18 protein-coding genes are annotated in these 24,642 nt (G+C 61.5%); 2 read left to right on the forward strand and 16 right to left on the reverse strand.

The features are described from left to right. Nucleotides 1-42: 42 nt before the first annotated feature. From ABWL43_RS11895 to gloB, 16 genes are all read right to left on the reverse strand, one after another. Nucleotides 43-1,998: an acetoacetate--CoA ligase gene (locus ABWL43_RS11895; protein WP_404487820.1), complete on the reverse strand. Its 1,956-nt coding sequence runs from the start codon at nt 1,996-1,998 to the stop codon at nt 43-45. Between the two features lie 100 nt (nt 1,999-2,098). Beyond that, a complete protein-coding gene (locus tag ABWL43_RS11900) occupies nt 2,099-2,872 on the reverse strand; it encodes a 3-hydroxybutyrate dehydrogenase (protein WP_369303402.1) in 774 nt (257 codons plus the stop codon). Nucleotides 2,873-2,879: 7 nt separating this feature from the next. Then, nucleotides 2,880-4,271, reverse strand: a complete 1,392-nt coding sequence (locus tag ABWL43_RS11905; RefSeq protein WP_145165749.1) for a GntP family permease — start codon at nt 4,269-4,271, stop codon at nt 2,880-2,882. 297 nt (nt 4,272-4,568) lie between these two features. Beyond that, complete coding sequence (locus ABWL43_RS11910) at nt 4,569-5,966, reverse strand: sigma-54 interaction domain-containing protein (RefSeq protein ID WP_404487822.1); 1,398 nt, start codon at nt 5,964-5,966, stop codon at nt 4,569-4,571. Between the two features lie 145 nt (nt 5,967-6,111). Next, the gene (locus ABWL43_RS11915) at nt 6,112-7,683 is read right to left on the reverse strand and encodes an ABC transporter ATP-binding protein (protein WP_404487824.1); all 1,572 of its coding nucleotides are present in this window, start codon (nt 7,681-7,683) and stop codon (nt 6,112-6,114) included. A gap of 10 nt (nt 7,684-7,693) precedes the next feature. After that, entirely contained in the window at nt 7,694-8,716 is a 1,023-nt protein-coding gene (locus ABWL43_RS11920; RefSeq protein ID WP_242197651.1) for an ABC transporter permease, read from the reverse strand. Continuing rightward, complete coding sequence (locus ABWL43_RS11925) at nt 8,716-9,774, reverse strand: microcin C ABC transporter permease YejB (protein ID WP_145165745.1); 1,059 nt, start codon at nt 9,772-9,774, stop codon at nt 8,716-8,718. Before ABWL43_RS11925 ends, ABWL43_RS11920 begins: the two co-directional genes overlap by 1 nt. Next, nucleotides 9,774-11,636, reverse strand: a complete 1,863-nt coding sequence (locus tag ABWL43_RS11930) for an extracellular solute-binding protein (protein WP_145165744.1) — start codon at nt 11,634-11,636, stop codon at nt 9,774-9,776. The genes ABWL43_RS11925 and ABWL43_RS11930 overlap by 1 nt, the downstream gene beginning before the upstream one ends. 130 nt (nt 11,637-11,766) lie before the next feature. Next, the gene (locus ABWL43_RS11935; RefSeq protein WP_010210937.1) at nt 11,767-12,048 is read right to left on the reverse strand and encodes a peptidylprolyl isomerase; all 282 of its coding nucleotides are present in this window, start codon (nt 12,046-12,048) and stop codon (nt 11,767-11,769) included. 1,280 nt (nt 12,049-13,328) lie between these two features. Continuing rightward, on the reverse strand, nt 13,329-14,942 hold the full coding sequence (locus ABWL43_RS11940) for an ABC transporter ATP-binding protein (RefSeq protein ID WP_404487826.1): 1,614 nt from the start codon (nt 14,940-14,942) through the stop codon (nt 13,329-13,331). 1 nt (nt 14,943) lies between these two features. Next, nucleotides 14,944-15,963, reverse strand: a complete 1,020-nt coding sequence (locus tag ABWL43_RS11945) for an ABC transporter permease (protein ID WP_106578708.1) — start codon at nt 15,961-15,963, stop codon at nt 14,944-14,946. Nucleotide 15,964: 1 nt separating this feature from the next. Beyond that, on the reverse strand, nt 15,965-17,038 hold the full coding sequence (locus ABWL43_RS11950) for a microcin C ABC transporter permease YejB (RefSeq protein ID WP_404487828.1): 1,074 nt from the start codon (nt 17,036-17,038) through the stop codon (nt 15,965-15,967). Beyond that, nucleotides 17,039-18,871, reverse strand: a complete 1,833-nt coding sequence (locus ABWL43_RS11955) for an extracellular solute-binding protein (protein ID WP_262206465.1) — start codon at nt 18,869-18,871, stop codon at nt 17,039-17,041. Continuing rightward, nucleotides 18,868-20,697 carry an extracellular solute-binding protein gene (locus ABWL43_RS11960; RefSeq protein ID WP_404487829.1) on the reverse strand — a complete coding sequence of 610 codons (1,830 nt, stop codon included), beginning with the start codon at nt 20,695-20,697 and terminating at the stop codon, nt 18,868-18,870. The genes ABWL43_RS11955 and ABWL43_RS11960 overlap by 4 nt, the downstream gene beginning before the upstream one ends. A 237-nt stretch (nt 20,698-20,934) precedes the next feature. Continuing rightward, nucleotides 20,935-22,347: a transglycosylase SLT domain-containing protein gene (locus tag ABWL43_RS11965; RefSeq protein ID WP_145165966.1), complete on the reverse strand. Its 1,413-nt coding sequence runs from the start codon at nt 22,345-22,347 to the stop codon at nt 20,935-20,937. A gap of 98 nt (nt 22,348-22,445) precedes the next feature. Then, nucleotides 22,446-23,213 carry a hydroxyacylglutathione hydrolase gene (gloB, locus tag ABWL43_RS11970; RefSeq protein ID WP_404487831.1) on the reverse strand — a complete coding sequence of 256 codons (768 nt, stop codon included), beginning with the start codon at nt 23,211-23,213 and terminating at the stop codon, nt 22,446-22,448. 65 nt (nt 23,214-23,278) lie between these two features. Here gloB and ABWL43_RS11975 point away from each other — a divergent pair, with 65 nt between their 5' ends. Together ABWL43_RS11975 and rnhA are read left to right on the forward strand one after the other, a co-directional pair. Next, on the forward strand, nt 23,279-24,037 hold the full coding sequence (locus ABWL43_RS11975) for a class I SAM-dependent methyltransferase (RefSeq protein ID WP_242197634.1): 759 nt from the start codon (nt 23,279-23,281) through the stop codon (nt 24,035-24,037). An 84-nt stretch (nt 24,038-24,121) separates the two neighbouring features. Further along, a complete protein-coding gene (gene rnhA, locus ABWL43_RS11980) occupies nt 24,122-24,574 on the forward strand; it encodes a ribonuclease HI (protein WP_029291380.1) in 453 nt (150 codons plus the stop codon). Nucleotides 24,575-24,642 lie beyond the last annotated feature (68 nt).

The raw sequence follows: 24,642 nt of genomic DNA on the forward strand, positions 1-24,642 counted from the left end.
GGCTTTGTCTTCAATTGAGTGCTTTTGCGCTGAAACCTTTCATCATTCGGCCAGCTCAGGGCGCTGGCGAAACTGCTCCAGCGCTTGCGGATTCGCCAGGGCGTCGGTGTTCTTCACCGGCTCACCGTGCACCACATTGCGCACCGCCAACTCGACAATCTTGCCGCTGATGGTGCGCGGAATATCGGTGACGGTGAGGATCTTCGCCGGCACGTGACGCGGTGTGGTGTTGGCGCGAATCACCTGGCGAATCTGCTGCTCCAGGGCCTCATCCAGCTCGATACCGTCAGTAAGGCGCACAAACAGCACCACGCGCACGTCATCCTGCCAGCGTTGGCCGATGGCCAGGCTTTCCAGCACCTGCGGGACTTTTTCCACCTGGCGGTAAATTTCCGCCGTGCCAATGCGCACGCCACCGGGGTTGAGCACCGCGTCGGAGCGACCGTGAATCAGCCAGCTGCCAGTCGGGCATTGCTCGGCGTAGTCGCCCTGGGCCCACACGCCGGGAAACTGGCTGAAGTACGAGGCGCGCAGTTTGTGCTGCTGCGGGTCATTCCACAGGCCAATCGGCATGGCGGGAAAGTGCCGGGTGCACACCAGTTCGCCTTTTTCGCCGATCACCGCTTTGCCCTGCTCGTCCCACACTTCGATGGCCATCGCCAGGCTCTTGCACTGCATCTGCCCGCGACGCACCGGCAGCACCGGGTTGCCGATCACAAAGCAGGAGACGATATCGGTGCCGCCGGACATCGACGACAGGCACAGCTCGGCCTTGATCTGGCGGTAAACGTAGTCGTAGCTCTGCGGCGACAGCGGCGAGCCCGTCGAAATCAGGCCTTTGAGGCTGTTCAGCGAGTGGCTCCGGCGCGGCTGCACGCCGGCTTTTTCCAGGGTGGCGAGGAATTTGGGGCTGGTGCCAAACACACTGATTTTTTCGGCGTCGATCAGGTCGATCAAGCGTTCCGGTCCGGGGTGAAACGGTGAGCCGTCGTACAGCACCGCCGTGGCGCCGAGGGCCAGCACCGACACCAGCCAGTTCCACATCATCCAGCCGCAGGTGGTGTAGTAGAACAGGCAATCCTCGCGCGACAGGTCGGCGTGCAGGCCGTGTTCCTTGAGGTGGGTGAGCAGCACACCGCCGGTGCCGTGGATGATGCATTTGGGCACGCCGGTGGTGCCGCTGGAATAGAGGATGTACAGCGGGTGAGCGAACGGCACCGCGACAAATTCAGGCTCGCCGCCGGGGGTGTAGAAGTCGTCCCACAGCGCGACTTTGGCCTGGGTCTGATAGTCCGCGACGCGCGCTTGAGGCCGCGCGTAAGGCACGATAATCAACTGTTCGAGGGACGGCAGGCGCGCGAGGATCTCATTCAGTTTGGCCGTTTGGTCGATGCCCTTGCCGGCGTAACGATAACCCGCGCAGGTGATCAGCACTTTGGGTTCGATCTGGCCAAAACGGTCGATCACGCCCTGGGTGCCGAAGTCCGGCGAGGAGCAAGACCAGATCGCGCCGAGGCTGGTGGTGGCGAGCATGCCCACCAGGGTTTGCCAGGTGTTGGGCATGCACGCAGCGACGCGGTCGCCCACGCCGACACCGGCTGCGCGCAGGCTGTGTTGCAGGCCGGCGACGTGCTCGGCCAATTCGGCGTAGGTCAGCTGTTCGCGTTGGCCGTCCTCGCTGATCGCGACCACCGCGGGGTGATCATCGCGACGGCGCAGCAGGTGTTCGGCAAAGTTCAGGGTGGCGCCGGGAAACCACTGGGCGCTGGGCATCTGAGTGCCTTCGATCAGCGCCGCGGTGGGCGGGCTGCGAAACTGCACGTCGAAGAACGCGACGATGGCCTGCCAGAAGTCGGCACGCTGGTCGATGCTCCACTGGTGCAGGGCAGGGTAGTCGGCCAGCTGCAGGCTGTGGCGCTGGTTGATGAAGCGCCGGAACTGGTCCATCCGCGTGTTGCGGATGCGCTCGGGGGAGGGTTGCCAGAGGATTTCGGACATGAGGAAGTCTCTTGTTCTTGTACAAATCTTGCAGCCAACACAGGTCGAAACTGTGGGAGCTGGCTTGCCAGCTCCCACGTTCGATCGTCAGCGTCTGTTTTTATTGGGCCAGCCAGCCGCCATCGATATTCCACGCGGCACCGCGCACCTGCGCACCCGCCTCACTGCACAAGAACAGCACCAACTCACCCAGCTGCGGCGGCGTCACAAACGCCAGCGATGGCTGTTTCTCCGCGAGCAAGTCGTGCTGCGCCTGCTGTGGGTCTACGCCTTTGGCTGCGCGGTCATCAATCTGCTGTTGCACCAACGGGGTCAGCACCCAGCCCGGGCAGATGGCGTTGCAGGTGACGTTGCTGGTGGCGGTCTCCAGGCCCACCACCTTGGTCAGGCCGATCACGCCGTGCTTGGCCGCCACATAGGCCGCCTTGCCCACCGAGCCGACCAGGCCATGCACCGAGGCAATGTTGACGATGCGCCCCCAACCCTTGGCTTTCATGCCCGGCAAGCTCAAGCGGGTGCTGTGGAACACCGACGACAGGTTGATCGCGATAATCGAGTCCCAACGCTCGACCGGGAAGTCCTCCACCGCCGACACATGCTGAATGCCGGCGTTGTTGACCAGAATGTCCACGCCGCCGAATTCACGCTCGGCGTAGGCGATCATGTCGGCGATCTGCGCCGGGTCGCTGACGTCCGCCGGGTGATGGCCGACCTTGCCGCCAAATGCCTGCACCTGAGCAATCACCGCGCTGGCGTCGCCAAAACCGTTGAGGATCAGGTTGGCGCCGGCCTCTGCCAGGCTCAGCGCAATGCCCAAACCGATGCCGCTGGTGGAGCCGGTAACCAGGGCGGTCTTGCCGTTCAATGTCGTCATGAAAACCTCACACAATGCCGGTGGCGTAGAAAGTACCGATCACCACGAACACCGCTAGGGTCTTGATGATCGTGATGCCGAAAATGTCTTTGTAGGCTTCGCGGTGAGTCAGCCCGGTCACCGCCAGCAGCGTGATCACCGCGCCGTTGTGGGGCAGGGTGTCCATGCCGCCGCTGGCCATGGCCGCGACCCGGTGCAGCACTTCAAGGGGGATATTGGCCGCATGGGCCGCCGAAATAAAGCTCTCGGACATCGCCGCCAGGGCGATGCTCATGCCCCCGGACGCAGAACCGGTGATGCCGGCCAGCAGGGTTACGGTGATCGCCTCGTTGACCAGCGGGTTGGGGATGCCCTTGAGCCAGTCCGCCAGCACCAGAAAGCCCGGCAACGAGGCGATCACCGCGCCAAAACCGTATTCCGACGCGGTGTTCATCGCCGCCAGCAGCGCGCCGCTGACCGCGCTTTTGCTGCCTTCGGCGAGCTTGCTTTTGATCGCCGACCAGCCGCACACCAACACCATGACGATGCCCACCAGCAACGCCGCCTGCACCGCCCAGATCGCCGTCAGCTTGGCGATCTCAGTGGTCACCGGCGCGCTCATGCCCGGCAGGCTGAGGCTGTGGGTCTTGCCGTACCACTGCGGGATCCAGTGGGTGAACAGCAGGTTCATCACACCCACCAGCAGCAGCGGCGACAGCGCGATCCACGGGTTGGGCAGCGCCAGGTTGTCGGCCGTTTCCGGCTCGTTGCGCAGCTCGGTGCCATAGCCTTCGCCGGCGCGCTGGGCCTTGTTGCGCTGGCGCGCCAGGTAGAGCATGCCAGTGCAGAACACGAACACCGTGCCGATCAGGCCCAGCCACGGCGCGGCCCAGGCGGTGGTGTTGAAGAAGGTGCTGGGGATGATGTTCTGGATTTGCGGCGTGCCGGGCAGGGCGTCCATGGTGAACGAGAACGCGCCGAGGGCGATGGTCGCGGGGATCAGGCGCTTGGGGATATTGCTCTGGCGAAACATCTCCGCCGCAAACGGGTACACCGCAAACACCACCACAAACAGCGACACGCCGCCGTAGGTGAGCAGGGCGCAGACCAGCACAATCACCAGCATCGCCTGGCGCGTGCCGAGCAAACGGATGGCGGCGGCCACAATCGAACGCGAAAAGCCCGACAGCTCGATCAGCTTGCCGAACACCGCGCCGAGCAGGAACACCGGGAAATACAGTTTGATGAAACCGACCATTTTCTCCATGAACACCCCGGTAAACGCAGGGGCGACAGCGGACGGGTCGGTGAGCAGTACGGCGCCAAGGGCGGCAATGGGGGCAAACAGGATCACGCTGTAGCCACGGTAGGCCGCCAGCATCAGCAGCGCGAGGGCTGCCAGGGCAATGATCACACTCATGGTGTGTCTCCAGATCGAATTGTTATTTTTGTGGGGTGAGGCGTTGGAGAGGGGCTATAGCGAGATGTGTGCCAACTGCGCAACTTGCTGAAATATAAGAATATTATTTTTCTTTTAAACTGTGCTTCGCAGTTTTATCTCTATTTGGAGACAAGCGAAGATTGAATGTGGGAGCTGGCTTGCCTGCGATGGCGGCCTTCCAGCCAGCACACCTGTGGCTGAACCGACGCTATCGCAGGCAAGCCAGCTCCCACATTAGGATGTCTACAAACTTGGAATTTTGTCTCTTTTTTGAGACTAGGCAATATCCAGCGCCACCATCTTCTTGTACAGCGTCGACCGGCCCAGCCCCAACCGCTTGGCTGCCTCCACGACGTTGCCTTCACACGCCACCAACGCGGCCTCAATCACCTGCCGATCAAACCGCTCCCGCGCCGCTGCGAACGTCTCGCCTTGAACGGTCTCTACGGCGCCACGCGCCACCGGGCTGAACGTGCCAATCGCCGCACGAATCTCCTCAGCATCCAACACCAGGTCATCGCTCAGCAGGGCCGACCGCTCCAGCACATTGCGCAGTTCGCGGATATTCCCCGGCCACGCATGCTGCGCCAGCAACGCGAGTGCCTCGCGGTCCAGTTCATGCTGGCTGCGCAGCTCCTCCAGAATCGCCTCGCTCAACGCCGGGATGTCATCCAGGCGTTCGCGCAACGGCGGCACCTGGATCGGCAACACATTCAGCCGGTAATACAAATCCGCGCGAAACTCGCCGCGCTTGATTGCCGCTTCCAGGTCCATGGACGTGGCTGCAATCACCCGCACATCGCTGTGCAGCATTTCGTTGGAACCTACCGGCTCGTATTCCTTTTCCTGCAATACCCGCAGCAGTTTGCTTTGCAGCGGCAGGGGCATGTCGCCGATCTCGTCGAGAAACAGCGTGCCGCCCTGGGCAATCTGCAGTTTGCCGGGACGGCCTTTGCGGTCGGCCCCGGTAAAGGCACCCGGCGCAGTGCCGAAGAATTCGGCTTCAAGCAGGTCCGCGGGAATCGCCGCGCTGTTGATGCTGACAAAAGCTTTGTGGGCACGCGGCGAGGCGCCATGAATCGCCTGGGCCAGCAGTTCTTTGCCGGTGCCGGTTTCACCCAGCAGCAACACCGGCGACTGCGCATTCGCACTGCGCCGCGCCCGGCGTTTGACGTCCAGGCTGGCCGCGCTGGTGCCGATAAAGTGCGCGAAGTTGTATTTGCTCTGCCGCGAGCGCAGCAGCGAGCGGGTGGACGCCAGCTCCTGCTGCATGCTCAGGTAACGCTCGATCAGCGGCGAGAGGTTGCGCAACTCATCGAACAGCGCAAAGCCAATCGCGCCGATCACCGCGCCGGCATCATCGTGAATGGGCAGGCGCATCACCACCAGCGGGCCTTTGGGCGTGTCCTGGATGTCCAGCAAAATCGGCTGGTCATTGCGCACCACCTGGCGCAGCAGGCTGTTGGAAATCACCTGCTCGCAGGGTTGGCCGATGGCTTCGTCGGCGCTCTTGAGCCCGAAACGCTTGGCGTAGCGCTCGTTCATCCACACGATATTGGCGTCGCGATCGACAATCACCGTGCCTTCGCTGGACTGCTCGATGATTTCGAACAGCGACTGGATGGCCAGGCCGCGAACCTGTTGGTAGTCCTTGAGGCTGTGGCTGATGTTCATATTTATGCCGTCAACACAAATGGAGGGTGGAGTCGCAATCCTGTGGGAGCGGGCTTGCTCGCGAAAGCGGTGTATCAGTGCCGCAGGTATTGGCTGACACACCGCCTTCGCGGGCAAGCCCGCTCCCACAGGGGAGAGAGTGCTCCTACAAGGGAATGTGCGCCGCCGCCAGCAGCTCTTTGGTGTAAGGATGTTGCGGCGCGTCGAACACCACATGGCTCGCGCCACGCTCCACCACCTTGCCGTCCTTGACCACAATCATGTCATGGGCCATGGCACGCACCACGGCCAGGTCATGGCTGATAAACAGGTAGGTCAGGCCGTATTTCTCCTGCAACTCACGCAGCAACGCCACCACCTGTTTTTGCACCGTGCGGTCCAGCGCCGAGGTCGGTTCGTCCAGCAGCATCAGAGCCGGCTTGAGCACCAGCGCGCGGGCGATGGCGATGCGTTGGCGCTGCCCACCGGAAAACTCGTGGGGGTAGCGGTGGCGGCTGGCGGGGTCGAGGCCCACGTCCTTGAGCACCTGCACCACTTGCGCATCGCGCTCGGCCAGGCTGCACGGCGCATGCACTTCCAGGCCTTCGCTGATGATCTGCTGCACCGACATGCGTGGGCTGAGGCTGCCGTAAGGGTCCTGGAACACCACCTGCATCTGCTTGCGCCACGGGCGCATTTGCTGATTATTCAGCGGGTCGAGCGCTTCACCCTGGAAGCGTATGCTGCCGGTGGAATCGAGCAGGCGCAGGATCGCCTGGCCCAGGGTCGATTTGCCCGAGCCAGACTCGCCGACAATCCCCAGGGTCTTGCCGCGCTGCACGCTGAGGCTGATGCCGTCTACTGCGCGCAGGTAGGTCTTGCGCCGAAACAGCCCGCCGCTGAGGGGGAACTGCACCGTCAGGTCATCGACCTGCAACACCGTTTCACGCTCATCACTGCACAGCGCATCGCCGGCCGGCTCGGCATCCAGCAACAGGCGGCTGTACGGGTGTTGCGGTGCGTTGAACAGCGTCTGGCAGTCGGCCTGCTCGACAATCTCACCGGCGCGCATCACGCACACGCGCTGGGCAATGCTGCGCACCAGGTTGAGGTCATGGCTGATCAGCAGCAGCGACATGCCCAGGCGTTGTTGCAAGGATTTGAGCAGCAGCAGGATCTTGCGCTGCACGGTCACGTCCAGCGCGGTGGTCGGTTCATCGGCGATCAACAGTTCCGGCTCACACGCCAGGGCCATGGCGATCATGACGCGCTGGCGCTGGCCGCCGGAGAGCTGATGCGGATAGGCCTTGAGGCGCTCCCTGGGCTTTTGGATACCCACCAGCTCGAGCAATTCAAGGATGCGCGCCTGCGCCGCCTTGCCACCCAGGCCCTTGTGCAGCAGCAGGGTTTCGCCGATCTGTTTTTCAATGCTGTGCAGCGGGTTGAGCGAGGTCATCGGCTCCTGGAAGATCATCGCAATGCGGTTGCCGCGCAGCTTCTGCAACGTGGCGGCAGAGGCGCCGATCAGTTCCTGGCCGCGATACTTCACCGAGCCCGTGGTGTGCGTGCCGGCTTCGGGCAGCAGTTGCAGGATCGAATGCGCCGTCACCGACTTGCCCGAGCCCGACTCGCCGACCAGCGCCAGGCATTCGCCCTGGCGCACGTCCAGGCACAGGTTGCGCACCACGGTCTGGCCGCTGAAGGCGACACTGAGGTCGCGGATTTCAATGAGGTTCATAGGCAGTCACTCATGAGCGGGGGTCGAAGGCATCACGCAATGCCTCGCCGATAAAGACCAGCAACGACAGGATCAGCGCCAAGGTGAAAAACGCCGTCAGGCCTAGCCAGGGCGCCTGCAGGTTCTGCTTGCCCTGGGCGATCAGTTCGCCCAGCGACGCGCTGCCTGCCGGCATGCCGAACCCGAGGAAATCCAGGGCGCTCAAGGTGGAAATCGCCCCGGTCAAAATAAACGGCAGGTAGCTCAAGGTGGCGGTCATGGCATTGGGCAGGATATGCCGGCCAATGATCTTGCCATCGCCCAGGCCCAGGGCGCGTGCGGCCTTGACGTATTCCAGGTTGCGCCCGCGCAGGAACTCGGCGCGCACCACGTCCACCAGTGCCAGCCAGGAAAACAGCGCCATGATCCCCAGTAGCCACCAGAAATTCGGCTCGACAAACCCTGACAGGATGATCAGCAGGTACAACACCGGCAGCCCGGACCAGACTTCCAGAACGCGCTGGCCCAGCAAGTCCACCCAGCCGCCGTAATAACCCTGCAAAGCGCCGGCGGCAATGCCGATGGCGGCGCTGATGGCGGTGAGCGCCAGCGCGAACAGGATCGACACGCGCGCGCCAAAGATCACCCGCGCCAGCACATCGCGGGACTGATCATCGGTGCCCAGCCAGTTCACTGCCGAGGGCGGGCTGGGGGCAGGGCGGCTCAGTTCGTAATTGGGCGTGTCATCGCTGAACGGGATCGGCGGGAACAGCATCCAGCCGCCGTCCTGCTTGATCAGCTTTTGCACGTAGTCACTGCGGTAGTCGGCCTGGAACGGCAGTTGCCCGCCGAACTGCTGCTCGGTGTAACGCTTGAACACCGGGAAATACAGCTCGTTTTTGAAGCTCAGCACCAAGGGCTTGTCGTTGGCAATCAGCTCGCCGCCCAGGGTCAGGATAAACAGGCCGATAAACAGCCACAGCGACCACCAGCCGCGACGGTTTTTCTTGAAGCGCTCGAAACGCCGACGCGCCACCGGAGACAGATTAAGCATCAGGCGTTCCTCGCGGCGAAGTCGATACGCGGGTCCACCAGGGTGTAGCAGAGGTCACCGATGAGTTTTATCAAGAGGCCAAACAGGGTGAAGATAAACAGCGAGCCGAACACCACCGGGTAGTCACGGGACACGGCGGCTTCATAGCTCATGCGGCCCAGGCCGTCGAGGGAGAAAATCACCTCGATCAGCAGGGAGCCTGCGAAAAACACGCTGATGAACGCCTGGGGAATCCCCGAGATCACCAGCAGCATGGCGTTGCGAAATACGTGGCCGTAGAGCACGCGCCGTTCGCTTAAACCCTTGGCGCGGGCAGTGACCACGTATTGGCGGGTAATTTCATTCAAGAAAGAGTTTTTGGTCAGGATGGTCAGCGTGGCGAACCCGCCGATCACCAGCGCGGTGACCGGCAGCACCAGGTGCCAGAAGTAATCGGCAATCTTGCCCACGGTGCTCAGCTCGTCGAAATTCTCCGAGACCAGCCCACGCACCGGGAACCAGTTCAGCGACGTACCGCCGGCAAACACCACAATCAGGAACATCGCAAACAGGAACGCCGGCATTGCGTAACCGATGACGATGGCGGTGCTGCTCCACACGTCAAAACTGCTGCCGTGGCGCACCGCCTTGCGAATTCCCAAGGGAATCGACACCAGGTAGGTGATCAACGTGGCCCACAGGCCGAGGGAAATCGTCACCGGCATTTTTTCCAGGATCAGGTCGATCACCGTCGAGCCGCGAAAGAAGCTGTTGCCGAAGTCCAACTGCGCGTAGTTCTTGAGCATCAGCCACAGGCGTTCGGGGGCGGGCTTGTCGAAGCCGTATTGTTTTTCGATGTCCTTGATCAGTTTCGGGTCCAGGCCGCGGCTGGCGCGGGAGCCGCTGATACTTTCGCCGGAACCGCCGCCGATGCCGCCGCCGCCAATTCCTTGCAAATGCGCGATGGCCTGTTCAACCGGGCCGCCCGGTGCGGCCTGCACGATGACGAAGTTGACCAGCAGGATGATCACCAGCGTCGGAATGATCAGCAGCAGGCGCCGCACGATATAGGCAAACATCAGCGGGTCCCTCCACGTTTTTTCAACTCGGCGTTCATTTGTTCATTGGTCAGTGGCGTGGGGCTGATTTCCCACCAGGTTTCCAGGGCTTCGTCGTTCTTGGCCTCGATCGCCGGACGGCCGAAGCGGTTCCACCACGCGGCCGAGGTGCCGGGCGGGTAGTAGTTGGGAATCCACAGGTAATTCCATTGCAGCACACGGTCCAGGGCATGGGCGTAGGTGAGCATCTGCGCCTGGGTCGTGGCCTTGACCAGGCCGCTGATCAGCGTGTCGACGGCCGGGTCTTTGAGCACCATGTAGTTATTGGCGCCGGGATCGTAAGCCGCCTGCGAGCCGAAGTAGTTGTACAGCTCCAGGCCCGGCGAGGTGGTGACCGGGAAGCCCACGACGATCATGTCGTAATCACGGGCCATCATGCGGTTCACATACTGCGAGGAGTCGATGCGGCGGATATTCAGGGTGATGCCGATCTGCGCCAGGTTGCGCTTGTACGGCAACAGCAGGCGTTCCAGGCCGGGCTGGGCATTGAGGAAGGTGAACTCCAGCGGCTCGCCGTCGGCGTTGACCAGCTTGTCACCCTTGGGTTTCCAGCCCGCCGCTTCCAGCAGCGCCAGGGCTTGCAACTGTTTGTCGCGAATCATGCCGCTGCCGTCGGTGACCGGCGCCTTGAACACCTGGGTGAACACCTCAGCGGGCACTTGATCGCGCAGCGGTTCAAGAATGGCCAGCTCTTCCTGGGTTGGCAGCTGGCTGGCGGCCAGCGGGCTGTTGGAAAAATAGCTCTGCTGGCGAATGTACAGGTTGCGCATCATCTGCCGGTTGGCCCATTCAAAATCCCACAGCATCGCCAGGGCCTGGCGCACGCGGCGATCCTTGAACATCGGCTTTTGCACGTTGAACACATAGCCCTGGGCCGGTTGTGGCATCTCTTTGGCCAGGTGCGCGCGTTGCAGGCGGCCGTCGTCCAGCGCCGGGCCGTTGTAGCCGATGGAATAGCCGGTGGCGGAGAACTCACGATTGAAGTCGTAGGCACCGCCGCGCAGCACCTGACGGGCCACTTCGGTATCGCCGAAGTACTCCAGGCTCAGGTGATCGAAGTTGTACAGGCCACGGCTGACGGGCAAGTCCTTGCCCCACCAGTCCGGGTCGCGGGTGAAGGTGATGGTGCTGCCGGAGTCGATCTTGCTGACCTTGTACGGGCCGCTGCCGAGCGGGGCTTCGTAGCCGCCGCCGTTGGCGAAGTCGCGGGTTTTCCACCAGTGCTCGGGAAACACCGGCAAGGTGGCGATATCCAGCGGCAGGGTGCGGTTTTCATTGCTGGAAAAATCGAAGCGCACCTGGCGCTCGCCTTCGACTTCGACGTGCTTGACGTCGGCGAACAGGGTGCGAAAGCGCAGGCTGCCTTGGGTCATCAATAGATCGAAGCTGTAACGCACGTCTTCGGCGGTGATTGGCGTGCCGTCGGCGAAGCGCGCCTTGGGGTTCAGGTAGAAGCGCAGGGACAGGCCGTCGTCGGCGCGTTCCATCTTCTCGGCGACCAGGCCGTAGACGGTGTAGGGCTCATCCAGGGAGCGCTGGGCCAGCGGGGCGTAGAGCCAGCCGTCGACCTGAGAGACGCCAATGCCTTTGTCGATGTACGGCAGCACATGATCAAAACGCCCGATCTCGATCGCCGAGCGCCGCAGGCTGCCGCCTTTGGGCGCGTTGGGGTTGGCGTAGTCGAAATGGCTGAAGCCGGCGGGGTACTTGGCCGGTTCGCCGTAGACCGTGAGGTAGGTCTGCGGGGCCGCGATCACAGCGGTGCTGGCCAGCAGCAGGGCCAGGGCGGAGCTGCAGAGTTTTATGGAAAAAGCCAATCGCATTGTCAGCCTTGAGCGCCGGGTGAAGAAGAATAGAGATGTGTACGTTATCGACTTAAGCCTTGCCAGTCATCACATGCACAACGGCCCACCAAAAGGCGGGCCGTTGTTTATAGCATCAGCACAGACTGGATCAGTCCTGGCGGCTGGTGACTTCCAGCAGGTGGTAGCCGAACTGGGTCTTGACCGGGCCTTGCACGGTGTTGACCGGGGCGCTGAAGACGACGGTGTCGAATTCTTTGACCATCTGGCCTGGGCCGAACGAACCGAGGTTGCCGCCGTCGCGGCTGGACGGGCAGCTGGAGTTGGCTTTGGCGATTTCTGCGAAATCGGCGCCGCCTTCGATTTGGGCCTTGAGTTCGTTGCACTTGTCTTCAGTGGACACGAGGATGTGACGGGCGGTGGCTTTGGCCATGGGGAGTAACTCCTTGAATTAAAAAGGGTGAGCGTACCGGATTCAGGCGGTTATTTGTTGGCAAAGTTCCGTTGGGTTTGGGTTCGGTCGGGTTTGGGTTTGGGTTGGGGGCATATCCGTTGCTGCGGTAACGGCCACTTAGGGTTCCGCTCTTACAGCGGGTCACTTTTGGCAAACGCCCCAAAAGTAACCAAAAGGTCTTTGCCCCACCACTCGGTGCCTCGCCTAGGCTCGGCATTCCCTCACTCCGGCTTGAATCCGTGGGCCGCCGCGACGGGCCATCCATGGCCCAACGCGGCTAACCCGGCGTCCTGCCGGGTTACCCACGGATTCAAGCCTGCGTTCGGCCAGCGTGGTTGACGGGGCCTGTCAGATCAGAAGCAAGATCAAAAGCAAAGCACGGCGGCCTGAAAGCCGACCTGAGTGGTAGAAGCAAAAGCAGGGCAACAGTAGATCAACACACCTCTACCTGATGCACTGAGCTCCAAATGTGGGAGCGAGTGCAGCCCGCCAGCACCGCACCGCTTTGCTTTTCTGTGGGAGCTGGCTTGCCTGCGATGCAGGCACCTCGGTCTATCAGTGAAACCCAGTAGATGCCATCGCAGGCAAGCCAGCTCCCACCTTTGACCGAGTACAACCGACACCCATCTACCTGATGCACAGAGATCCAAAGGTGGGAGCGGGCTTGCTCGCGAATGCGGTGGGTCAGTTAGCTCATATGTCACTGACCCAGCGCCTTCGCGAGCAAGCCCGCTCCCACAAGTTGACCGAGTTCAACCTCCACCACCGCACCGCACCGCTTTGCTTTTCTGTGGGAGCTGGCTTGCCTGCGATGCAGGTACCTCGGTCTATCAGTGAAACCCAGTAGATGCCATCGCAGGCAAGCCAGCTCCCACATTGAATTGGGTTGAGTTTCAAGGATCAGGTCGGCTGTCAGGCCGCCTCGCTTCCGCTTTTGATCTAACCACTCAGGTCGGCTACTAGGCCGCTGTGCTCTGCTTTTGATTTTGATTTTAGGCGCCCCGTTAAACCACGCTGGCCGAACGCAGGTAGTACGGAGCGGGTAAACCGGCAGGACGCCGGTTTAGCCGCGACGGGGCAGGGACGCCCCGTCGCGGCGGCCCGCGGAGTAATGCCTGCGTGAGGGCACACCGAGCCTAAGCGAGGTGCCGAGTGGTGGGGCAAGAGCCTTTTGGTTACTTTTGGGCTCTTTTCAAAAGTGACTCGCCGTAAGGGCGAAACCAACCTCAGCCATCACCCAGTAACGGATATACACCCCGTCACCCCGAGACCCCAGCAGGCACCAAAAACGCCGCCTCCAACAACTGCCGCGTATAAACATGCTGCGGCTCAGCAAAAATCGCCGAAGCCTCCCCCTGTTCCACCACCTGCCCATGCTTGACCACCATCAACTGGTGACTCAAGGCCTTCACCACCGCCAAATCATGGCTGATAAACAGATAGGTGAGGTTGTACTTGGCCTGCAAACTGCGCAACAACTCCACCACCTGCCGCTGCACCGTACGGTCCAGCGCCGAGGTCGGCTCATCCAGCAAAATCAGGCGCGGCTTGAGCACCAGCGCACGGGCAATGGCAATCCGCTGCCGCTGCCCCCCGGAAAACTCATGCGGATAACGGTGCCGCGACTCCGGATCCAGCCCAACCTCACGCAGCGCCGCGATAATCGCGGCCTCCTGCTCAACAGCCGTGCCCATCTTGTGAATCCGCAACCCCTCGCCAACAATCTCGCTGACGCTCATCCTCGGGCTCAAGCTGCCAAACGGGTCCTGAAACACCACCTGCATTTCCCGCCGCAACGGGCGCACCTGCTGCTGAGTCAGCCGGTCCAACTGCTGGCCCTCAAAACGAATCCCGCCTTTGCTGGCGATCAAACGCAGAATTGCCAGGCCCAAGGTGGATTTGCCCGAGCCGCTCTCACCGACAATGCCCAGGGTCTGACCCTGAGGCAGGCTGAAATTGATACCGTCCACCGCCTTGACGTAATCCACGGTGTTACGCAAAAAACCTTTTTTGATCGGAAACCACACCTTCAGGTCATCAACCTCCAGCAAGGGCGGCCCGACTTCATTGGCCGCCGGCCCACCACTGGGTTCCGCCGCCAGCAACTCCTGGGTGTAAGGATGCTGGGGCGACTGGAACAGCGTCTCGCAGTCAGCCTGCTCGACGATGCAACCCTTCTGCATCACGCACACGCGGTGGGCGATGCGCCGCACCAGGTTCAAGTCATGGCTGATCAGCAACAACGCCATGCCAAGGCGCGCCTGCAACTCCTTGAGCAACTCCAAAATCTTCAACTGCACCGTCACGTCGAGGGCCGTGGTCGGTTCATCCGCGATCAACAACTCCGGCTCGTTGGCCAGGGCCATCGCGATCATCACCCGCTGCCGCTGGCCGCCGGACAGCTCGTGAGGCAAGGCCTTGAGGCGCTTGTGCGGCTCGGGAATGCCCACCAGCTCAAGCAATTCCAGGGTGCGCCGGGTGGCGACCTTGCCAGTGAGCCCCTTGTGCAGGCCGAGCACTTCGTTGATCTGCTTTTCAATCGAATGCAGCGGGTTCAACGAGGTCATCGGCTCCTGGAAGATCATCGCAATACGGTTGCCGCGAATATGCCGGATGGTTTTTTCTTTGAGCGTCAGCAGGTCTTGCCCGGAATAGGTGATGGTGCCGGCCGGGTGGCGGGCCAGCGGGTAGGGCAGCAGGCGCAGGATCGAGTGGGCGGTGACCGATTTGCCCGAGCCGCTTTCGCCGACCAGGGCGAGGGTTTCGCCGCGTTTGATATCGAAATTGACCTTATTGACCACCCGGTGGTGATGGTCGCCGGTGACGAACTCGACACAGAGGTCGCGGACTTCGATCAGATTGTCCTGATTCATCTCATTTCCTCGGGTCGAAGGCATCGCGAGCGGACTCGCCGATAAACACCAGCAAACTCAACATGATCGCCAGCACGGCAAAGGCACTGATGCCCAGCCACGGCGCTTGCAGGTTGGATTTGCCCTGGGCCACCAGTTCGCCCAGTGACGGCGAGCCGGCTGGCAGGCCGAAGCCGAGAAAATCCAGCGCGGTGAGGGTGCCGATGGCGCCGGTGAGGATGAACGGCATGAAGGTCATGGTCGAGACCATGGCATTGGGCAGGATGTGCCGGAACATGATCGCGCCGTTCTGCATGCCCAGCGCGCGGGCTGCGCGCACGTATTCGAGGTTGCGCCCGCGCAGGAATTCGGCGCGCACCACATCGACCAGGCTCATCCACGAAAACAGCAGCATGATCCCCAGCAGCCACCAGAAGTTGGGCTGCACAAAACTGGCGAGGATGATCAACAGGTACAGCACCGGCAAGCCGGACCAGATCTCCAGAAAACGCTGCCCGGCGAGGTCGACCCAGCCACCGTAGAACCCCTGCAAGGCGCCGGCGATCACGCCGATGATCGAGCTGAGCACGGTGAGGGTCAGGGCGAACAGCACCGACACGCGGAACCCGTAGATCACGCGCGCCAGTACATCGCGGCCCTGGTCGTCGGTGCCCAGCAGGTTGACCGAGGAGGGCGGGGCGGGCGCCGGCACTTTCAGGTCGTAGTTGATGCTCTGGTAGCTGAACGGGATCGGCGCCCACAGCGTCCAGGCGTCCTTGGCCTTGAGCAGTTCCTGGATGTACGGGCTCTTGTAGTTGGCCTCCAGCGGGAATTCGCCGCCAAAGGCGGTTTCCGGGTAGCGCTTGAGCGCCGGGAAGTACCAGTCACCGTCAAAGTGCACGGCCAGTGGCTTGTCGTTGGCGATCAACTCCGCGCCCAGGCTCAGTACAAAGAGGATCAGGAACAGCCACAGCGACCACCAGCCACGCTTGTTGGCCTTGAAACGCTCGAACCGGCGGCGATTGAGGGGGGACAGGTTCATCTCAATGCTCCCGGCTGGCGAAGTCGATACGCGGATCGACCAGGGTGTAAGTGAGGTCGCCGATGAGTTTCACCACCAGCCCCAGCAAGGTGAAGATAAACAGCGTGCCGAACACCACCGGATAGTCGCGGTTGATCGCCGCTTCAAAGCTCATCAGGCCCAGGCCGTCGAGGGAGAAGATCACTTCCACCAGCAACGAGCCGGTGAAGAAGATGCCGATAAAGGCGGACGGGAAGCCGGCAATCACCAACAGCATCGCGTTGCGAAACACATGGCCGTAGAGCACGCGGTGGTGGGTCAGGCCCTTGGCCTTGGCGGTGACCACGTACTGTTTGTTGATCTCGTCGAGGAAGCTGTTTTTGGTCAGCAGCGTCATGGTCGCAAAGTTGCCGATCACCAGCGCCGTGACGGGCAGGGCCAAATGCCAGAAGTAATCGAGGATCTTGCCGCTCCAGGTCAGTTCGTCGAAATTGTTCGAGGTGAGCCCGCGCAAGGGGAACCAGTCCAGGTAACTGCCGCCGGCAAATACCACGATCAGCAGGATCGCAAACAGGAACGCCGGGATCGCATAACCGACGATGATTGCCGAACTGGTCCACACGTCGAAGTGGCTGCCGTGGCGCGTGGCCTTGGCGATCCCCAGCGGAATCGACACCAGGTACATGATCAGCGTGCTCCATAACCCGAGGGAAATGGACACCGGCATCTTTTCCTTGATCAGGTCGATGACTTTGGCGTCACGGAAGAAGCTGTCGCCGAAATCCAGCCGGGCGTAGTTCTTGACCATGATCCACAACCGTTCCGGCGCCGATTTGTCGAAGCCGTACATTTTCTCGATTTCCTTGATCAGCGCCGGGTCCAGGCCCTGGGCGCCGCGGTAGCTGGAACCGGCCACCGACACTTCGGCGCCGCCGCCGGCAATACGGCTGGTGGCGCCTTCAAACCCTTCGAGCTTGGCGATCATCTGTTCCACCGGGCCACCGGGAGCGGCCTGGATGATGATGAAGTTGATCAGCAAAATCCCGAACAGCGTGGGGATGATCAGCAACAGACGGCGAACAATATAAGCCAGCATTTAATCGCCTCCGCTCGCCGGATCGGCGCTTGTGTCCAGGGTAACGGCTGGTTTTACGTCAGGTTTGGCCCACCAGGTGGCGATGCCGACGTCGTAGCGTGGCGGGACTTTGGGGTGGCCCAGGTGATCCCAATAGGCCACACGGAAGGTTTTGATGTGCCAGTTGGGGATCACGTAGTAGCCGAACTGCAATACCCGGTCGAGGGCTTTGGCGTGGGCCACCAGGCTTTTGCGCGAGTCTGCATCGATCAGTTGTTCGACCAGTTGGTCGATGACCGGGTCCTTGAGGCCCATGTAGTTGCGGCTGCCGGGTTTGTCGGCACTGGAAGAGGCCCAGAATTCGCGTTGTTCGTTACCCGGTGAGGTCGATTGCGGGAAACTGCCCACCAGCATGTCGAAGTCGCGAGAGCGCAGGCGGTTGATGTACTGCGAGACGTCAACGCGGCGGATCACCAGATTGATGCCCAGGTCCGCCAGGTTGCGTTTGAACGGCAGCAATACGCGTTCGAAGTCGGTCTGGGTCAGCAGAAACTCGATGGTCACCGGTGTGCCGGTGGTGTCGACCATTTTGTCGTCGACGATCTTCCAGCCGGCTTCTTGCAGCAGCTGGTAGGCCTCGCGCTGCTGGGTGCGGATCATGCCGCTGCCATCGGTCTTGGCAGGCTCGAACGCCTGGGTGAAGACTTCGGCGGGAAGTTTGTCGCGAAACGGCTCCAGGATTGCCGTTTCATCCGGGCCCGGCAGGCCGGTGGCGGCCATTTCCGAGTTTTCAAAGTAACTGCGGGTGCGCGTGTAGGCGCCGTTGAACAGCTGTTTGTTGCTCCACTCGAAATCCAGCAGCAGGCTGATCGCCTTGCGCACCCGCACATCCTGAAACATCGGTTTGCGGGTGTTGAACACAAAACCCTGCATGCCGGTGGGGTTGCCGTTGGGGATTTCTTCCTTGATCAGCCTTCCCTGGGTGACGGCCGGGATGTTGTAGGCATTGGCCCAGTTCTTCGCGCTGAATTCCAGCCAGTAGTCGAATTGCCCAGCTTTCAAGGCTTCGAGCGCCACCGTGCTGTCGCGGTAATAGTCAGTGATGCGGTTATCGAAATTGTAGAAACCCTGGGTGACCGGCAGGTCCTTGGCCCAGTAATCCTTCACGCGTTCATAGCGAACCATGCGCCCGGCCTTGACCTGCGCCACCTTGTACGGCCCGCTGCCCAGCGGTATTTCCAGGTTGCCCTTGGCAAAGTCACGGGTGGCCCAAAAATGCTTGGGCAATACCGGCAACTGGCCGAGGATCAGTGGCAACTCACGGTTGTTGGTGCGCTTGAACTTGAACAGCACGCGCAACGGGTCTTCGGCCACCACTTCATCGACGTCGGCGTAGTAGGTGCGGTAAAGCGGCGAGCCGTCCTTGAGCAAGGTCTGGAAGGTGAAGACGACGTCTTCGGCCCGGATCGGGTGCCCATCGTGAAAGCGCGCTTCGGGGCGCAGGTAGAATCGCACCCAGCTGTTGTCGGGGGCCTTTTCGATCTTGCCGGCCACCAGCCCGTATTCAGTCACAGGCTCGTCCAGGCTTTGCATGGCCAGGGTGTCGTAGATCAAGGGCAGGTTGTCTGCGGGCACGCCCTTGCTGATGTAGGGATTGAGGCTGTCGAAGCCGCCCATGCTCGATTCGCGAAAGGTGCCGCCCTTGGGCGCGTCGGGGTTTACGTAGTCGAAGTGCTTGAAGTCGGCGGGGTACTTGGGCGGCTCGTTGTAGAGGGTCAACGCGTGTTGCGGCGCGGCGTTGGCCGCGCTGCACAGCAACAGGCCGCTCAGGAATGCGTTGCGCAAATTCATCATTGGGCTTTCTCCGAAGCTTTCAGCCACCACGCGCTCAGGCCCAGGCTGTAAGGCGGCGTGGTGACAAAGGCGAACCGGTTGCGGTACGCCAAGCGATGATAGTTGAGGTACCAGTTGGGAATACTGTAGTGCTGCCACAGCAGCATCCGGTCCAGCGCGCGGCCGGCGGCCAGTTGTTCTTCGCGGGTCTGCGCCGCCAGCAGTTGTTCCAGCAGGCGGTCGACCACCGGGTTGGCGATGCCGGCGTAGTTCTTGCTGCCCTTGATACCGGCCTGGCTGGAGTGGAAGTACTGCCACTGCTCAAGGCCCGGGCTCAAGGTCTGGTTGAGGGTGATCAGGATCATGTCGAAGTCGAACTGATCCAGGCGCTGTTTGTATTGCGCGCGGTCAACGGTACGCAGGCGCGCGTCGATGCCGATGCTGATGAGGTTCTCGACATACGGCTGCAGGATGCGCTCCAGGTTCGGGTTGACCAGCAGGATCTCGAAGCGCAGCGGTTGCCCGTCACTGTTGAGCAGGCGCTGTCCCGACAGCTTCCAGCCGGCTTCGCCCAGCAACGCCAGGGCGCGGCGCAGGGTGTCGCGCGGAATGCCACGACCGTCGGTCTGCGGCAGGCTGAAGGCTTGCGTAAACAGGTTGGGCGGCAGCTGGTCGCGGTACGGCGAGAGCATCAGCCACTCATGGCCCACCGGCACGCCAGTCGCGGAAAACTCGCTGTTGGGGTAGTAACTCAGGGTGCGTTTGTAGGCGCTGCTGAACAGGGTGCGGTTGGTCCATTCAAAGTCGAACATCAACCCCAGGGCCTCGCGCACCTTGGTCTGGGCGAAGGTCGGCCGCCGCGTGTTCATGAACAGGCCCTGGCTCTGGGTCGGGATCTGATGGGCGATCTGTGCCTTGATCACGTCGCCGCGGTTGACCGCCGGGAAGTTATAGCCGGTGGCCCAGTTCTTGGCCTGGTGCTCGATATAGATATCGAATTCGCCGGCCTTGAAGGCTTCGAACGCCACGTCGCTGTCGCGGTAGAACTCCACTTCGACGTTGTCGTAGTTGTAGAAACCCTGGTTCACCGGCAGGTCTTTGCCCCAGTAATCCTTGACCCGCTCGAACACCAACTGCCGGCCAGGCGTGACCTTGGTGATGCGATAGGGCCCGCTGCCCAACGGTGGCTCAAAGGTCGTGGCCTTGAAGTCGCGGTTTTTCCAGTAGTGCTGGGGCAATACCGGCAGTTCGCCCAGGCGCAGGATCAGCAGCGGGTTGCCGGCGCGTTTGAACACAAAGCGAATGCGATGGCGGTTGAGGATATCGACCCGCGCCACTTCCTGCAGGTTGGTGCGGTATTGCGGGTGGCCTTCGGTCAGCAGCGTGCGATAGGAAAACGCCACGTCATAGGCGGTGATCGGCTTGCCATCGTGGAAACGTGCTTCGGGGCGCAGGTTGAACACCACCCAACTGCGGTCCTCGCTGTATTCCACCGACTGGGCGATCAGCCCGTAGCTGGAGGTGGGTTCGTCGCCGGACGGCGCGTACTGGCCGGTGCCGACCATCAACGGCTCGTTCAGCTCATTGACGCCGTATTGCAGGAAATTGGGCGTGGAAACCGGGCTTGAGCCCTTGAAGGTGTAGGGGTTGAGCGTATCGAAGGTGCCAAATGCCATGACCCGCAGTGTCCCGCCTTTTGGCGCTGCAGGGTTTACCCAATCGAAGTGGGTGAATTTGGCCGGGTACTTGAGTGTGCCGAACTGCGTATAACCGTGGCTCTCGGTAATCGTCGCGTTCGCCGCAAAGCTCAAGGCCAGACTTATTAGTAGAAGGAGGGGACGCTTCAAGTCAGAGATCCGATCCAGGCGGCTTGGGCTTTATGATCGGTACAGTAACAGCTTGTTCCGGCTGGAAAAAGGCTGTTGGAAAGCTCCTGGTCAGGGGCTGATAAGGTATTGAACGGCGTGCAGAACAAATGTGGGAGCGGGCTTGCCCGCGATAGCATCAACTCGGTGCAACTGATGCACCGAGGTGTTTGCATCGCAGGCAAGCCAGCTCCCACACGGGCCAGCGTTTACGCAGGTTTACCTTGGCCCGGAAACCACCAGCATCTGGCCTGGCTTGAGTGCCTGGCCGGTGCGCGGGTTCCAACGCTTGAGGTGTTGCATTTCAACGTTGAAGCGCTTGGCGACGATGTACAGCGAGTCGCCTTTTTTGACCTTGTACTGCACCGGCTTCTTGCTGTCAGCCTTGGCCACCAGCTTGCGCGTGTCCTGCATCACCAGGGTCTGGCCGACCTTGAGGGCCTGGCCGTTGAGCTTGTTCCAGCGCTGCAGGTCATGCACATCGACCCTGTTCGCCTTGGCGATCAGCGTGAGGTTGTCGCCACTGCGCACTTTGTAGCTGCGGCTGCGCCCGGCCACGCGCGCGGTCTCAACTTCGTCGAACACCTGCTTTTTCGGGCGCATGGCCAGCAGTTCTTCGGGCTTCATCATCGAAAGCGTGCTGGTGAGCAGATGCGCCTTGGAGCTCGGCACCAGCAGGTGCTGGGGGCCGTCGAGGGTGGTGCGTTGTTTCAGGGCCGGGTTGAGCTGGAACAGTTCGTCTTCGTCGATTTCAGCCAGCGCGGCAACCCGTGACAGGTCCATGCTTTGCTTGACTTCAACCACTTCGAAGTACGGGGTGTTGGCGATCGGGCTCAGGTTGACGCCATAGGCCTCGGGGGCCAGCACCACCTGGGACAATGCCAGGAACTTGGGCACGTAGTCCTTGGTTTCCTGGGGCAGGGGCAGGTTCCAGTAGTCGGTCGGCAGGCCGAGCTTTTCGTTACGCTCGATGGCCCGGCTGACCGTGCCTTCCCCGGCGTTATACGCCGCCAGGGCCAGCAGCCAGTCGCCGTTGAACATGTCATGCAGACGTGTCAGGTAGTCCAGGGCGGCGGTGGTGGAGGCGGTGATGTCGCGGCGCCCGTCGTAGGCGCGGGTCTGGCGCAGGTTGAAGTAGCGCCCGGTGGAGGGAATGAACTGCCACAGGCCGACCGCATCGCTGCGCGAGTAGGCCATTGGGTTGTAGGCACTTTCAATCACTGGCAGCAGCGCCAGCTCCAGGGGCATGTTGCGTTCTTCAAGGCGTTCGACGATGTAATGAATGTAGAGGCTGCCGCGTTCTCCGGCGTTCTCCAAAAAGGACGGGTTGCTGGCGAACCACAAACGCTGTTGCTCGATGCGCGGGTTGACGCCCAGGCCGTCCTGCAATTGAAAGCCCCGTCGCATGCGTTCCCAGACATCCTGGGGCACTTCGGGGCTGGGCTTCTCTGAGAGCCAAATAGGTTTTTGCTTGATCTTGGCGGCAAGATTGGGTTTGGGTTGCACGGTGGATTGTGCAGCGAAATGAGTCGATTGGCAGCCCGCCAGAGTAGCGGACACAGCCACCGCCACGGCTTGAGCCAGGCGGGTCAATGCGTCTGAAGAAATGGATTTACGAATAGATGACGACATTGGCTGGAAGTAAGTTCCGGGCAAAAATGTCGGGCGATTCTAGAAAGCGCTTTGGTTCCGGTCAACCATTCAGAAAATCCGTATCAGATTGCATCCGCTTAGAACTTATCTTTCCACGCCCTCAAGCTAGCAAACACCTCGGCCCCAGAGCGGTTATCGCGCCCATTCCGTTCGTCCGCTTTTTGTTTAACGGATGTTTCGGCGGTACGCAAAAAAGGGTTAGTACGTTTTTCCAGGGCGAGGTTGGACGGCAACGTCATCTCGCCGTGGGCCCGCAATTGCTTGACCTGCTCGACCCGTTCGGCAATATCGGCGTTGTCAGGCTCCACCGCCTGGGCAAATTTCAGGTTACTTTGTGTGTATTCGTGGGTGCAGTACACCAGGGTCTCGGCTGGCAGGGCGGCAAGGCGTTCCAGCGAGGTGTACATCTGTTGCGGCGTGCCTTCGAACAGACGGCCGCAGCCGGCGGCAAACAGCGTGTCGCCACAGAACAGCAAGCCTTGATGGTAAAAGGCGATATGGCCGAGGGTATGGCCCGGTACGCTATAAATGTCGAAGTCCAGGCCCAGTACGCTGACACGGTCGTTGTCCTGCAACGCGACGTTCCGCGCCGGGATGTTCTCGTTTGCCGGCCCGTAGACCTTGGCATTTGTCACACGCTTGAGTTGCTCGACGCCGCCGACATGATCATGGTGATGGTGGGTGATCAGGATGTCGCTGAGGGTCCACTGCGGATTTTGTTCGAGCCAGGCCAGCACCGGCGCGGCATCGCCGGGGTCGACCACGGCGCAGCGCAGGGTTTGCGGGTCTTGTAACAACCAGATGTAGTTGTCGGTGAAGGCGGGTAGGGCACTGATCTGTATCATTCTTCGATTCGCCAAGCTGAACACATTGGTGCATCTTAGAACGTCTAGGCGAGTTGGAGAATGCAATGACTGATAAAGCGTTCGCCCAGGCCGATCCTGAGTGGCTGGCCCTGATCGGCGCAGCCCGTGAATGGCTGTCCGGGCCGATCGGGCAATTTTTGCTGGATGAAGAACGGCGCATGCTCGAAGACGAGCTGGGTCGGTTCTTTGGTGGCTATCTGGTGCATTACGGCCCGTCTGCGCAGACGCCGCCTTCTGCGCCTCAGGTGCAGCGCAATGTGCGCCTCGGTGCACCGTTGCCGGGTGTGGAGATCGTCTGCGAGGAGCAGGCCTGGCCTTTGAGCGAGCACGCCGCCGACGTGGTGGTGTTGCAGCATGGCCTGGATTTTTGCCTGTCGCCCCATGGTTTGTTGCGCGAAGCCGCCAGCAGTGTGCGCCCGGGGGGCCATTTGCTGATTGTCGGCATCAACCCCTGGAGCAGTTGGGGCCTTCGCCATGTGTTCGCCCATGATGGCCTGCGCCAGGCACGCTGCATCTCGCCGTCGCGGGTGGGCGACTGGCTGAACCTGCTGGGCTTTGCGCTGGAGAAACGCCGCTTCGGGTGCTATCGTCCGCCGCTTGCGTCGGCCAAGTGGCAAGGCCGTCTGGCGGGCTGGGAGCGCCGGGCGGGCGCCTGGCAATTGTCGGGCGGCGGCTTCTATTTATTGGTCGCGCGCAAGATCGTGGTCGGGCTGCGGCCGGTGCGTCAGGTGCAGCGCCAGCCCATGGGCAAGCTGGTGCCGATGCCGATGGCCAAGGTCAATCGCAAGCAAAGCGAACCGTAAACCTCTTTTTGATGACCGCCGAATTTTTCGGCCTCGGGATACTGTCGGTCGATGATCGCCAGCCCGTTTTGATGGATGCAACCGATGACCGATAGCGTAGAACTCTTCACCGATGGCGCCTGCAAAGGCAACCCCGGCCCCGGCGGCTGGGGCGCCTTGCTGGTGTGCAAGGGCGTGGAGAAGGAATTGTGGGGCGGCGAAGCCAATACCACCAACAACCGCATGGAGCTGATGGGTGCCATTCGTGGCCTGGAAGAGCTCAAGCGCCGTTGTGACGTGCTGTTGGTGACCGACTCGCAGTACGTGATGAAGGGCATCAACGAGTGGATGGTCAACTGGAAAAAGCGCGGCTGGAAAACCGCGGCCAAGGAACCGGTGAAGAACGCCGACCTCTGGCAGTTGCTCGATGAGCAATGCAATCGCCATAACATCACCTGGAAATGGGTGCGTGGGCACATCGGTCACCCCGGCAACGAGCGCGCCGACCAGTTGGCCAACCGGGGTGTGGATGAAGTGCGCGGCTACAAACAGAGCTGAGCCCACTGACGTGTTAACATCGCGCCCTTTGACGCACACCACAGTGCATACCACCGTTGAGAGCTGAA

Source organism: Pseudomonas sp. HT11 (assembly GCF_044875395.1).
Lineage (GTDB): Bacteria > Pseudomonadota > Gammaproteobacteria > Pseudomonadales > Pseudomonadaceae > Aquipseudomonas.